The organism is Actinomadura sp. NEAU-AAG7 (assembly GCF_018603865.1).
In the GTDB taxonomy this organism is placed as follows: domain Bacteria; phylum Actinomycetota; class Actinomycetes; order Streptosporangiales; family Streptosporangiaceae; genus Spirillospora; species Spirillospora litoris.
The window spans coordinates 46,344-60,595 of sequence record NZ_JAHFZY010000007.1; the positions used below are offsets into that span (position 1 = coordinate 46,344).

The following is a 14,252-nucleotide window of genomic DNA, read 5'->3' on the forward strand; positions in this document are numbered from 1 at the left end:
AAGGGGCGGCCGATCGAGACCGGGCCCGCGTCGACCGGGGCCGAGGTCGCCCAGATCGTCGCCTCGGTCGGCCCGTACACGTTCACCGCGTCCAGACCAAGCGCGTGCATCCGAGTCGCCAGTTCCTGCGGGAGCGCCTCGCCACCCACCAGAACACGCACCTCGGCAGGCCAGTCCTCGACGTCCAGCAACGCCCGCCACAACGACGGAACCGCCTGCACGACGGTCGCGCCGACGCTGCGCACCAACTCGGCCAGCGCCCTGGGCTCGGCCACCGTCTCCCGGTCGGCCAACACGACGCGCGCGCCCGACACCAGCGGCAGGAAAAGCTCCAACGCCGCGATGTCGAACGACACCGTGGTCACCGCGACAAGCCGATCCTCCGGGCCCAGAGGCACCCGCTCACCCATCGCCCACAGGTGGTTCACCAGGGCGCCGTGACCGACCACCACACCCTTCGGACGACCCGTCGACCCCGACGTATGAATCACATACGCCGAATCACCCGGCTCCAGTAGCGCGCGCTTTTCCAGCGGCTTCCCGGAAAGGTCGAGGTCCTCCAGAACCAGCACGTCGGCAAGGTCCGATGGCAGAACCCCGGCCGTGGCCTTCGACGCCAGCACGCACACCGGCGAAGCATCGTCCAGCACGAAACCGATCCGCTCCGCCGGATACTCCGGATCCACCGGCACATACGCGCCACCGGCCTTCAACACCGCCAGCAACGACACCACCAGATCCACCGACCGCTCCACGGCCACCGCCACCAACGAACCGACACCCACACCACGCCCGACCAACAACCGCGCCAAACAACCGGCCCGAGCATCCAACTCCGCGAACGTCAACGACACATCACCCGACACCACCGCCACCGAATCCGGAGCGGCGGCCGCACGCGCCTCGAACCACTCCACCACCGACCCGTGCGGGACGTCGGCGGCCGTGTCGTTCCAGCCGGTGAGGATCCGCGTCCGCGAGGCGGTGTCGAGGATCTCCAGGGCGCCGAGGGACGTCTCGGGGCCGCCGTCGAGGGCCCGTTCCAGTGCCGCGACGAGGTGTTCGGTGGCCGCGTGCACCATCGCGCCCACGGCGAGCGGGTCGATCGGCGGGACGGCGTCGATGGTCGCGGCCATGCCGTCGCCGTCGTCGTCGACCGCGAGCGCGACCGGGTAGTTGGTGCGTTCGCGGGACGACAGGAGGCGGATGCCGCGCATCGCCTCGTCCTGGGCCTCGGTGTCCGGTCGGCCGCCGGTGTTGTAGCGGTAGTTGAGGAACGAGGTGAACAGCGGCGTGTCGCCCGCGACGCCGCTCGCCCGCTGCGCCGCCGCGAGCGGCGCGTGCTCGTGTTCGAGCAGTTCGGCGAGTTGGCCCCGCATGGCCGCGACCGCGTCCACGACGCCGGGTCCGCGGGTGCGGACGCGGACGGGCAGCGTGTTCATGAAGGGGCCGGGGACCTGGTCCGCGCCGGCGCCCGCGTTCATCCGGCCGAACAGGACCGTCCCGAACACGACGTCGTCGCGGCCGGACACCGCGGCGAGGACCCGCGCCCACACCAGGTGCATGAGGGTCGCCGGGCTCGCTCCCAGCCGCCGCGCGCTCTCGCGGAGCCGGGTGTTGAGCGCGGGCGCGAAGGGGATCGTCTCGCGGACGAGCCCGGTGCCGTCCCCGTGGACGTTCACGATCCCGAACGGCGCGGTCGGCTCCTCGACGTCGCCGAGCAGCCCCGCGAAGTACCGTTCGTGTTCGGAGCGTTCGACGCCGCCGCGCGCCTGGGCGACGAAGTTCCGGAACGGCAGCGGGGCCGGGAGGGAGTCGCCGCGTCCCGCGAGGAAGGCCCGCACCTCGTCCAGCAGCACCTCCAGCGCGGTGTGGTCCTGGACGACGTGGTGCACCCGCGCGACCGCCAGCCAGCGGCCGGTGCCGGGGACGGCGGCGGCGTGCAAAGTGATCAGTGGCGCGCGGCCGAGGTCCATGGCAAGGCCCGCGGCGCTGAGCAGCTCTCCGGCCGGGTCGGCGGCCGAGGGGTCCAGGACGACCTCGGTGAGGGGCACCGACGCGTTCCGCCACACCACCTGGACCGGCTCGCGCAGCCCCTGCCAGACGAGGGACGTCCGGAAGATGTCGTGCCGCGCGACGACGAGGTCCAGGGCCTGGACGAGGCCGTCGAGCAGGGCCCGGGAGTCGAACTCCAGCAGGGTCGGCAGGACGTAGGCGTCCTCGCCGCCCTCCGCCATGAGGTGGTGGAAGACGAGCCCCTCCTGGAGGGGGGCGAGGGGATAGACGTCGGCGATGTTCGCGGCGCCGCCCGGCACGGCCGCGGTGACCCGCCCGATCTCCTCGGCGGTCAGCTCCACCAGCGGCAGCATGTCGGGGGTGATCTCGGCGGCGCCGTCGGGGATCAGGTTCGGCGGCACCTCCACGGCCCCGGCGCCCGCCGCGGCGGCGAGGCCGGCGGGGGTCGGGGTCTCGAACAGCGCCCGCACCGAGACGGGGACGCCGCGCCCGCGCAGCCGCTCCACGAGGCGGATCGCGAGCAGGGAGTGCCCGCCGAGCGCGAAGAAGTCGTCCTCCGCGCCGACACCGTCCAGGCCGAGGATCTCGGCGAACACCGCGCACATGATCTCTTCGCGGGGCGTGGCGGGGCCGCGCCCGGACGCGGCCGGGAGCGGTTCGGGCGCCGGGAGGTTCGCGACGTCGACCTTGCCGTTCGGTGTGAGCGGCAGCTCCGCGAGCGTCACGAACGCCGCCGGGACCATCGACTCGGGCAGGTGCTCGCGCAGGAAGTCCCGCAGCTCGGCCGGGTCGACGTCCGCGCCGGGCGCCGGGACGACGTAGGCCGCCAGCCGCCGGTCCGATGCCTTCGGGGCCCGCCGGGCCGCGGGGACGAGCCGTCCGTCCGGGGTCCAGCGGACGCGGTCGCCGGTCCGGTGGAGCCGCTCGCCCGGGACGAAGGGACTGGCGATCGGCGCTCCGCCCTCCCGTCCCGCGACGTAGAGGTCGCCGGCGACACCGGCGGGGACGGGCGCGAGGCCCTCGTCCAGGACGTAGACGGGGCCGCCGTCGGCGGTGCTCCATTCGGTGAGGATCCGGTGGCGTTCGGCGTCGTCGAGGACGTCCACGGCGCTCAGCCGGGTGTCGGGCGCCCCGGTCAGCCGGTCCAGGACCCGCGTCAGGCGCGCGGCGAGCGTCGCGGCCGACCCCGCGTCGAACAGGTCGGCGGCGGCGATCACCGAGCCGCGCAGCCCGGCGGGCGCGCCGTCCGCGCCGAAGACCTCGCTGACCGGCACCTCAAGGTCGAACTTGGCGACCGGCGGGCCGGGCGGCGGCGCGTCGGAGCCTGCGTCGGACGGGTCCAGGACGGTGCGGGTGGTGTTCTGGAGCGTCAGCATCGTCTGGAACAGCGGCTGCCGGGCCAGCGACCGGGCCGGGGACAGGTCCTCGACGAGCCGCTCGAACGGGACGTCCTGGTGCTTGAGCGCGGCGAGCCCGGTCGCGCGGACCCGGGCGAGGACCTCCCGGAACGTGGGGTCGCCGGACAGGTCGGTCCGCATGACAAGCGTGTTGACGAAGAACCCGACGAGGTCGTCCAGCGCCTCGTCGGTGCGCCCGGCGACGTCGGTGCCGATCGGGATGTCGGTGCCCGCGCCGAGGCGGGAGAACAGCACCGCCAGCGCCGCCTGGAGCACCATGTAGGTCGTGGCGCCCTCGGCGCGCGCGAGGTCGGCGAGCCGCGCGTGCACCCGCGCCGGGACCTCCAGCGGCGCGCGGTGCCCCCGGTAGGACGCGACGGACGGGCGCGGCCGGTCGTAGGGCAGGTCCAGCTCCTCCGGGACGCCCGCGAGGGCCTCCCGCCAGTACGCGAGCTGGCGGGAGACCACGCTGCCCGGGTCGTTCTCGTCGCCGAGCAGCTCCCGCTGCCAGAGCGCGTAGTCGGCGTACTGGACGGGCAGCGGCTCCCACCCGGGCGCGCCGCCCCGGCTCCGCGCCGCGTAGGCGGCGGCGATGTCGCGGGTGAGCGGCTCGACGGACCAGCCGTCGGCGGCGATGTGGTGCAGCACGACGACCAGCACCCGCGCGCCCGAGCCGGTGTCGAACAGCCACGCCCGGACCGGCACCTCGCCCGCGAGGTCGAAGGGGTGCGCGGACGCGTCCGCGACCGCGCCGTCCAGGTCGTCCGGAGCCACCTCGGCGGTCTGGAGGGCCCACTCCAGCTCGCCGGACTTCAGGATGCGCTGGTGGGGCTCGCCGTCGACGGCGGCGAACACCGTCCGCAGCACCTCGTGGCGCTCGATGACGTCGCGGAGCGCCGCGTCCAGGCAGGCCGGGTCGACCTCGCGCGGGAGGCGCAGGACGACCGGCATGTTGTAGGTGGCGCCCGGCCCTTCGAGCCGGTCGATGAACCAGAGCCGGCGCTGGGCGAACGACAGCGGGACCATCAGGACTCCTCCCCGGCGCGCATCCGCCGCAGCGCGGGCCGCCGCGTCCGCTCCTCGCCGAGCCGCGCCTGCTCGTCGAGCCGCGCCGCGAGCCCGGCGACGGTCGGCGCCTCGAACAGCGTCACGATGTCGGTCTCGACGCCGAGCGCCGCGCGGATCCGGCTGACGAGCCGGACCGCGAGCAGCGAGTGCCCGCCGAGCGCGAAGAAGTCGTCGTCGACACCGACCCGCTCCAGCCCGAGGACCTGCGCGAACGCCGCGCAGAGCGCCTCCTCCCTGGGATCGGACGGCCCACGGGACACGGGCGCGGTGCGACGGGGGGCGGGCAGCGCGCCGTGGTCGAGCTTGCCGTTGGCGGTCAGCGGCAGCTCCGCCAGCGCCATCAGCGCCGCCGGGACCATCGACTCGGGCAGGTGGGCGCGGACGAACTCCCTCAGCTCCGCCTCGTCGATGGCCGCGCCGGGCGCGGGCACGACGTAGGCGACGAGCCGCCTGTCCCCGGCCCGGACGGGAGTGTCCGGGGGTTTCAGGAGGTCGAGGGTGCCGTCACGGGTCCAGCGGGCGCGCTCACCCGTCGGGCGCATCATCGCGCCCGGCTCGAACGGGCACGCCACCAGGCTCTCCTCGGCGCTGTCCGGCGAGGGGAGGACGTAGAGGTCGCCCGGCACCCCCGGCGGGACGGGACGGAGCCCCTCGTCCAGGACGTAGGCGGACTCCTTCGCGCTCCAGTCGCCGAGCACCCGGCGCCGCTCGGCGTCGCCGAGGACGTCCACGGCGCCCACCGGCAGGCCCGGGTCGCCGGTCACCGCGTCCAGCACCCGCGCGAGCCGCCCGCCGATCAGCTCGACCGACTCCGGGTCGAAAAGGTCCGCCGCGCCGACCACCGAGCCGCGCAGCCCGGCCGGGGCGCCGTGCGCGTCGAACGCCTCGCCGACCGACACGTCCAGGTCGAACTTCGCCACGGTCAGGCCGGTGGACACGCCGCCGGTGTCCGCGCCCGGCAGGTCCAGGTCGGCGCCCTCGTTGTTGTGCACCGACAGCATCACCTGGAACAGCGGGTGCCGCGACCGCGACCGCGCCGGGGACAGCTCCTTCACCAGCCGCTCGAACGGCACGTCCTGGTGCGCGAACGCTGCGAGGCTGCGCTCCCTGACCCGCGACAGGACCTCGCGGAACGTCGGGTCGCCGGACAGATCCGTCCGGACGACGAGCGTGTTCACGAAGAACCCGACCAGGCCGTCCAGCGCGTCGTCGGTGCGTCCGGCGACGTCCGACCCGATCGGCACGTCCGCGCCCGCGCCGAGCCGCGACAGCAGGACGGCCACCGCCGCCTGGAGCACCATGAACGTCGTGACGCCCTCCTCGCGCGCCACCTTGAGCAGCCGCGCGTGGGTCTCGGGCGAGACGTCGAGCGATGCCTCATGTCCCTGGTAGGACGCGACCCGCGGCCGTGGGCGGTCGGCCGGGAGCGGCAGCTCCTCCGGGGCGCCCGCCAGCGCGTCCCGCCAGTACGCGAGCTGTTCGGAGATGACGCTTCCGGGGTCGTTCTCGTCGCCGAGCAGCTCCCGCTGCCAGAGCGCGTAGTCGGCGTACTGGACGGGCAGCGGGTCCCACTTCGGCACCCGGCCCTCGCTCCGCGCCAGGTACGCGGCCGAGACGTCCCGGGCCAGCAGGCCCATCGACCAGCCGTCGCCCGCGATGTGGTGGATCGTCACCACGAGGACGCGCTCGTCCCGCCCCGCCTCGAACAGCCACGCGCGGATCGGCGCCTCGACCGCCAGGTCGAACGCGTACCCGGCGGCCCGCGCGACCGCGCCGGGCAGGCCGTCCGGGGCGACCGCGGCCGTCTCCAACCGCCAGCCGAGCCGGTCGATGTCGATCACGTGCTGGTACGGCTCGCCGTCCTCGGTGGGGAACACCGTGCGCAGCACCTCGTGGCGCTCGACGACGTCCCGCAGCGCCGCGCCGAGCGCCACCGGGTCGACGTCGCCGGACAGCCGCAGCGCGATCGGGATGTTGTAGGTGGCGCTCGGGCCCTCCAACTGCCGGATGAACCAGAGCCGCTGCTGGGCGAACGACAGCGGCACCCGCTCCGGACGCTTCCGGGGCGTCAGCGCCAGCCTGGCGGCGGCGGCCTCGCCGAGCCGGGCGGCGAGCCCGGCGACCGTGGGCGCCTCGAACAGCGCCCGCAGCGGCACCTCCACACCCAGGACCTTCCGGACGCGGCTGACCAGCCGGGTCGCCAGCAGTGAATGCCCGCCCAGCACCCGGAAGAAGTCGTCGTCGACACCGACCCGCTCCAGCCCGAGCACCTCCGCGAACAACCCGCAGAGGATCTCCTCGTGCACACCCGACGGCGCACGGCCCGTGCCCGACTGCTTCGGGTCGCTCTCCGGGGCAGGCGCCGGGTCGTTCTGCTCGATGACCAGGCGGCCGTCGAACGTCCAGCGGGCGCGGTCGCCCGTCCTTCGTACGGGGCCGTCCGGCTCGGCGGCGGTGTGCAGGTCGCCCACGACCCCGGCCGGGACGGGACGCATCTCCGCGTCCAGGATGTGGGCCGATTCCCTGGCGCTCCAGGCCTCCACCTCGCGCCGCTCGGCTTCGTCGCGCACGTCGAGGGCGCTCAGTCTCGTCTCCGGGTCGGCCGACAGCACCTCCAGCACCCGCGCCCACCGGCGCGCCAACCGCCGAGCGGAATCGGGCTCGAACAGGTCCGCCGCCGCGACCAGCCCACCCCGCAACCCCGCCGGAGCACCGTCCGCGCCGACCGTCTCCGCGACACCGAACTCAAGGTCGAACTTGGCGGCGGACGCCCCGGTCGCCACTCCGTCGGCGTGTACGCCGGATAGTTCCAGTTCCGCCTGGACGTTGTTCTGCAACGTCAGCGACACCTGGAACAGCGGGTGCCGCGCCATCGACCGGGACGGCGACAGCTCCTCCACCAGCCGCTCGAACGGCACGTCCTGATGCGCGAACGCCGCCAGGCTGCGCTCCCTGACCCGCGACAGAACCTCGCGGAACGACGGATCACCCGACAGATCCGTCCGGACGACCAGCGTGTTCACGAAGAAGCCGACCAGGCCGTCCAGCGCCGCGTCCGTCCGCCCGGCCACCGCCGACCCGATCGGCACATCGGTCCCCGCACCCAAACGCGACAGCAGCATCGCCAACGCGGCCTGCAACACCATGAACGTCGTCACGCCCTCGGCACGGGCGACCTCGGCGAGCCGCGCGTGGACCTCTGCCGGAGCATCAAGCGGGACGTCGTGCCCCTTCCGCGACGGAACCAGCGGACGCGGACGGTCGAACGGCAACCCCAACTCCTCCGGGACGCCCGCCAACGCCTCGCGCCAGTACGCCACCTGACCCGAAATCAAACTGCCCGGATCCGCCTCGTCGCCCAGCACCTCCCGCTGCCACAGCGTGTGGTCGGCGTACTGGACGGGCAGCGGTTTCCAGTCGGGGACGTGGCCGCGGCTTCGCGCCGCGTACGCGGTCGACAGGTCCCGGGCCAGCGGGTCCATCGACCAGCCGTCACTGGCGATGTGGTGCAGCACGACGAGGAGGACACGCTCGTCCTGCCCCGTCTCGAACAGCCATGCCCGGATCGGCACCTCGACCGCCAGGTCGAACGCGTACCGGGCCGCCTCCGCGACGGTGCCGCCGGGCGCGGTCTCCAGCGCCCAGTCCAGCTCGTCGATGCCGATGACGCGCTGGTAGGGCTCGCCGTCCGCGACCGGGAACACGGTGCGCAGCACCTCGTGCCGGCCGATCACATCCCGCAGCGCCAAACCCAAAGCCTTGACATCCACCGCACCCGCGAGCCGCAACGCGATCGGGACGTTGTAGGTGGCGCTCGGACCCTCCAACTGCTCGATGAACCACAACCGCCGCTGCCCATACGACAGCGGAACCCGCTCCGGCCGCTCCATCACGGCCAGCGGGGCGCGTGCCTCTCCCGCGCCGGTCAGCCGCTCGGCGAGACCGGCCACCGTGGGCGCTTCGAACAGCGTGCGGATCTCGGTCTCCACGCCCAGGACGACCCGGATCCGATCAACGAGCCGGACCGCCAGCAGCGAGTGCCCGCCCAGGTCGAAGAAGTCGTCGTCAACGCTGACGTTGTCGAGGCCGAGGACTTCGGCGAACGCGGCGCACAGGATCTCCTCGCGGATGTTGGAGGGCGCGCGTCCTTGTCCGGCGGACCCGGCGAAGTCGGGGGCGGGGAGGGCTTTGCGGTCGAGTTTGCCGTTGCCGGTCAGCGGCAGCGCCTCCAGCACCACGACGGCGGAGGGGACCATGTGCTCGGGAAGCCGCTGCGCCGCGAACTGCCGCACCGTGGCCGGAAGCGTGTCGTCGTCGGGGACGTCGGGGACGATGTAGGCGACCAGCCGCAACTCACCGGGGACGTCCTGGCGGGCGACGACGGCCGCCTGGGCCACCCGGGAGTGCGCGTTGAGGACGGCTTGGACCTCGCCCGGCTCGATCCGGAAGCCACGGATCTTGACCTGGTCGTCGGCGCGGCCCGCGAAGACCAGGAGACCGTCCTGCGTCCACCGGACGCGGTCACCCGTCCGATACATGCGCTCACCCGCGACAAACGGGCACGCCACGAACCGCTCCGCCGTCAGCCCAGCACGCCCCACATAACCCCGGGCCAACTGGGCCCCGGCGACATACAGCTCCCCCACCACACCCGGAGCCACCGGACACAGGAACTCATCCAGCACGAACACGCGGGTGTTCCCGACCGGCGATCCCACCGGAACGACACCGCCCGACGAAAGCCGGGTGGTCGTCACACCGATCGTCGCCTCGGTGGGGCCGTAGTGGTTGAACACCACGCATTCACCGGCGGACTCCACCAGTTCCCGCACCCACTCCGGGGACGCCGCCTCACCACCCAGCACCAGCGACCGGGCAGGCAGCACATTCCGCACACCCGCGACCGACGACAACGCCGCCAAATGCGACGGAACAGCCTTCACATAATCGATCCCATGCTCGACCAGATACCCCGACACCGCAGCCGGGTCGGTCACGGCCTCCTCCGGCAGGATGTGCAACTCCCCACCGGTCGCCAAACTCGCGAACACCACCGTGTTACCCAGGTCGGTGACCTGCGCCTGAAGCAGCGCATACTTCCCACCCGGCGCCCCGAACCCAACACGAGACGGAACCGAGGCGACATAGTTCCGCACACCACCGTGCGTGACCGCCACACCCTTGGGACGGCCGGTCGAACCGGAGGTGTAAATGACATACGCCACGCTGCCCGGATCAATGCGCGCCGATGAAACGGCGGCGGGCTGGGCGGCCAGTTGCATGGCGGTGAACGGGTCGTCCAAGGCGACCATGCGGACCCGACCCGCGGGCAGATCCTCCAGAATCTCATCGGTGGTCAGCAGCAGAACCGCGCCACTGTCAGACAGAACAAACGCGATCCGCTCCGCAGGCTGCGCCGGATCAACCGGAACATACGCCGCCCCGGCCTTCCACACCCCCAGCACACCCACCACGAAATCCACACCGCGCGAGAGGCACAGACCCACCACCGACTCCGCGCCAACGCCCTGACCTATGAGGTAGTGCGCCAGGCGATTCGCCCGCTCCTCCACCTCCGCATAGGAGACTTCCGCACCCTCGGCCACCACCGCGATCGCATCCGGAGCGCCGGCGGCCCGCTCATGGAACAGGTCGGTGAGCATCGCGCGGCCGGCGTCGAAACCGGTGTCGTTCCACTCCACCAGGACCCGGTGTCGGGCGTCCCCGTCCAGGAGGTCGACCTTGCTCAACCGCAGCCCGGGATCCGCCGACAGCGCATCCAGAATCCGGACCAAGCGGTCGGCGATCCGCGCGGCGGCGTCGCGGTCGAACAGGTCCGCCGCCACCGTCACCGACCCGTACACGCCGCCGGGCGCGCCCTCGGCGTCGAACGCCTCGCCGACCAGCACGTCCAGGTCGAATTTCGCGGCGCGTGAGGTCTCCGACACCGCGGCGGCCTTGAGGCCCGGGAGGTCGAGTACGGCTTCGCCGGTGTCCAGCATCGTGAGAACGATCTGGAAGAGCGGGTGCCGCGCCATCGACCGGCTCGGCGCCAGCTCCTCGACCAGCTTCTCGAACGGCACGTCCTGGTGCGCGAACGCCGACAGGCTCCGCTCCCGCACCCGCCCCAGCACCTCACGGAACGAGGGATCACCCGACAGGTCCGTCCGGATCACCAGCGTGTTGACGAAGAAACCGACCAGATCGTCCAACGCCTCATCAGTACGACCCGCGTTCGCCGAACCGATCGGAATGTCGGTTCCCGCTCCCAGCTTCGACAGCAGCATCGCCAGCGCCGCCTGGAGCACCATGAACGTGGTCACGCCCTCCTCGCGCGCCACCTCCCGCAGCCGCGCGTGGACTTCGGGCGGCACCGCGACGGGCGCTTCGTGGCCGCGGTGGGACGCGACCACGGGACGCGGACGATCGAAGGGAAGCGACAGCTCCTCGGGAGCACCCGCCAGCGCGTCGCGCCAGTACGCCACCTGACGCGAGATCACGCTTTCGGGATCGTCCTCCTCCCCCAGCAACTCCCGCTGCCACAACGCGTAGTCCGCGTACTGGACCGCCAACGGCTCCCACTCGGGCGCCCGCCCCTCGCGGCGCGCCGCGTACGCGAGCGACATGTCGCGGGCGAGGGGTTCCATCGACCAGCCGTCGCTGGCGACGTGATGCATCGTGACGACGAGGACGCGCTCGTTGGGGCCGGTGTCGAACAGCCAGGCCCGGATCGGTATCTCGGCGGTGAGGTCGAACGCGTGTCCCGTCGCCTCGGAGATCGCGTCCGGCAGCTCCGCCGGAGCGACCTCGACCGTTTCGAGGCCGAACTCCAGCTCGTCCATGCCGAGGATCCGCTGGTAGGGCTCGCCGTTCTCGGTCGCGAACACCGTGCGCAGGACTTCGTGCCGTCCGATCACGTCCCGCAGCGCGGCGACCAGCGCGTCGCGGTCCATCTCGCCGGACAGCCCGAGAACGATCGGGTCGTTGTAGGTGGCGCTGGGACCTTCGAGCTGCCCGATGAACCAGAGCCGCTGCTGGGCGAACGACAGCGGTACCCGCTCCGGACGCGGCTGGGGCGTCAGCGCCTGCCGGGCGGCGGCGGCCTCGCCGAGCCGGGCGGCGAGCCCGGCCACGGTCGGCGCCTCGAACAGCGCCCGCAGCGGCACCTCCACACCCAGGACCTTCCGCACCCGGCTGACCAGCCGGGTCGCCAGCAGCGAATGCCCGCCCAGCACCCGGAAGAAGTCGTCATCGACACCGACCCGCTCCAGCCCGAGCACCTCCGCGAACAACCCGCAGAGGATCTCCTCGTGCACACCCGACGGCGCACGGCCGGGCCGTGGCGGCTCACCCTCCAGGACGGGCGCCGGGTCGTTCTGCTCGATGACCAGGCGGCCGTCGAACGTCCAGCGGGCACGCTGATCCGCTCCCCGCATCCCGGTCCCGGGCCCCGCGACGGTGTAGAGATCGCCCACGACCCCGACCGGAGCGGAACGCATCTCCGCGTCCAGGATGTGGGCCGATTCCCTGGCGCTCCAGGCATCCACCTCGCGCCGCTCGGCTTCGTCGCGCACGTCGAGGGCGCTCAGTCTCGTCTCCGGGTCGGCCGACAGCACCTCCAGCACCCGCGCCCACCGGCGTCCCAACCGCCGAGCGGAATCGGGCTCGAACAGGTCCGCCGCCGCGACCAGACCACCGCGCAACCCCGCCGGAGCACCGTCCGCGCCGACCGTCTCCGCGACACCGAACTCAAGGTCGAACTTGGCGGCGGAGGCTCCGACCTCCACCCCGGCCGTCCGGAGACCGGGCAGATCCAGTTCCGCCTGGACGTTGTTCTGCAACGTCAGCGACACCTGGAACAGCGGGTGCCGCGCCATCGACCGGGACGGTGACAACTCCTCCACCAGCCGCTCGAAAGGCACGTCCTGATGCGCGAACGCCGCCAGGCTGCGCTCCCTGACCCGCGACAGGACCTCGCGGAACGACGGATCACCCGACAGATCCGTCCGGACGACCAGCGTGTTCACGAAGAAGCCGACCAGGCCGTCCAGCGCCGCGTCCGTCCGCCCGGCCACCGCCGACCCGATCGGCACATCGGTCCCCGCACCCAAACGCGACAGCAGCATCGCCAACGCGGCCTGCAACACCATGAACGTCGTCACGCCCTCGGCATGCGCGACCTCGTTCAGCCGAACATGCACGTCCGCTGAAACATCAAGCGGAACGTCATGCCCCTTCCGCGACGGAACCAGCGGACGCGGACGGTCGAACGGCAACCCCAACTCCTCCGGGACGCCCGCCAACGCCTCGCGCCAGTACGCCACCTGACCCGAAATCAAACTGCCCGGATCCGCCTCGTCGCCCAGCACCTCCCGCTGCCACAGCGTGTGGTCCGCGTACTGGACGGCCAGCGGCTCCCACTCCGGCGCCCGGCCCGCACACCGCGCCGCGTAGGCCGTCGCCAGGTCCCGGGCCAGCGGGTCCATCGACCAGCCATCACTGGCGATGTGGTGCAGCACCACCAGCAGGACACGCTCGTCCTGCCCCGTCCCGAACAGCCATGCCCGGATCGGCACCTCGACCGCCAGGTCGAACGGACGCTCCGCCGCCTCGACGACGGCGCCCTCGGACGCCGCCCCGACCGTCTCCAGCTCCCAGTCCAGCTCGTCGATGCCGACGACCCGCTGGCAGGGCTCGCCGTCCACCGTGGGGAACACCGTCCGCAGCACCTCGTGCCGGCCGATCACATCCCGCAGCGCCAAACCCAAAGCCTTGATGTCCACCGCACCCGCGAGCCGCAACGCGATCGGGACGTTGTAGGTGGCGCTCGGACCCTCCAACTGCTCGATGAACCACAACCGCCGCTGCCCATACGACAACGGAACCCGCTCCGGCCGCTCCATCACGGTCAGCGGAGTCCGGGTGGACCCGCCGCCGGTTCCGGTGAGCGACGCCGCGAGCGCGGCGACGGTGGGGGTGTCGAACAGCTCGCGGAGCTGCACCTCGACGCCCAGCGCCGCCCGGATCCGGCTGATCAGCCGGACGGCGAGCAGGGAGTGCCCGCCGAGCACGAAGAAGTCGTCGTCCACGCCGACCTTCTCCAGCCCGAGGACCTGCGCGAACGCGGCGCAGAGGATCTCCTCCTGGAGCGTGGCGGGGGCGCGGCCGGTGCCCGGCCCTCCGGCGCGGGCCGGGGCGGCGAGCGCGGCGCGGTCGAGTTTCCCGTTCGCGGTCAGCGGCAGGTCGTCCAGCACCATCACGGCGGACGGCACCAGGTGGTCCGGGAGACGGCGCGCGGCGAACCCGGTGACGGCGGCGGCCAGCCGGTCCGCGTCCGCGTCGCCGTCCGCGACGACGTAGGCGACGAGGCGCCGGTCGCCGGGGGTGTCCTCCCTGGCGATCACGGCGGCGCGGACGACCTCGGGGTGGGCCATGAGGACGGCCTGGGTCTCGCCCGGCTCGATCCGGTAGCCGCGGACCTTGACCTGCTCGTCCACCCGGCCGAGGAACTCCAGCCGACCGCCGGAGTCCCAGCGCGCGAGGTCGCCCGACCGGTACATGCGGGCGCCGTCCTCGAAGGGGCAGGCGACGAACCGCTCGGCGGTCAGGTCGGGACGGCCCGCGTAGCCGCGGGCGAGCTGCGCACCGGCGATGTACAGCTCACCCGCCACACCGGGCGGGACCGGCCGGAGTGCGCCGTCGAGCACGTAGAGGCGGGTGCCCGGGGTGGGGCGGCCGATCGGAACCGGTCCGGCGGGCTCCTCCCCGGCC

At 72.9% G+C, this 14,252-nt stretch carries 2 protein-coding genes (1 of these 2 only partly in view); both read right to left on the reverse strand.

Features of this window, described 5'->3' with window-relative positions; genetic code table 11:
* Window positions 1–4,439, reverse strand: partial view of a non-ribosomal peptide synthetase gene (locus KLI87_RS29930; RefSeq protein ID WP_214619711.1) — the 5' portion only. The gene continues 2,872 nt to the left of window position 1, outside the view; only the first 4,439 of its 7,311 coding nucleotides appear in the window; it begins with the start codon at window positions 4,437–4,439; the stop codon falls past the left edge of the window.
* A partial coding sequence (locus KLI87_RS29935; RefSeq protein WP_214619713.1) for a non-ribosomal peptide synthetase occupies window positions 4,439–14,252 on the reverse strand: 9,814 nt, incomplete at its 5' end. The genes KLI87_RS29935 and KLI87_RS29930, both read right to left, overlap by 1 nt.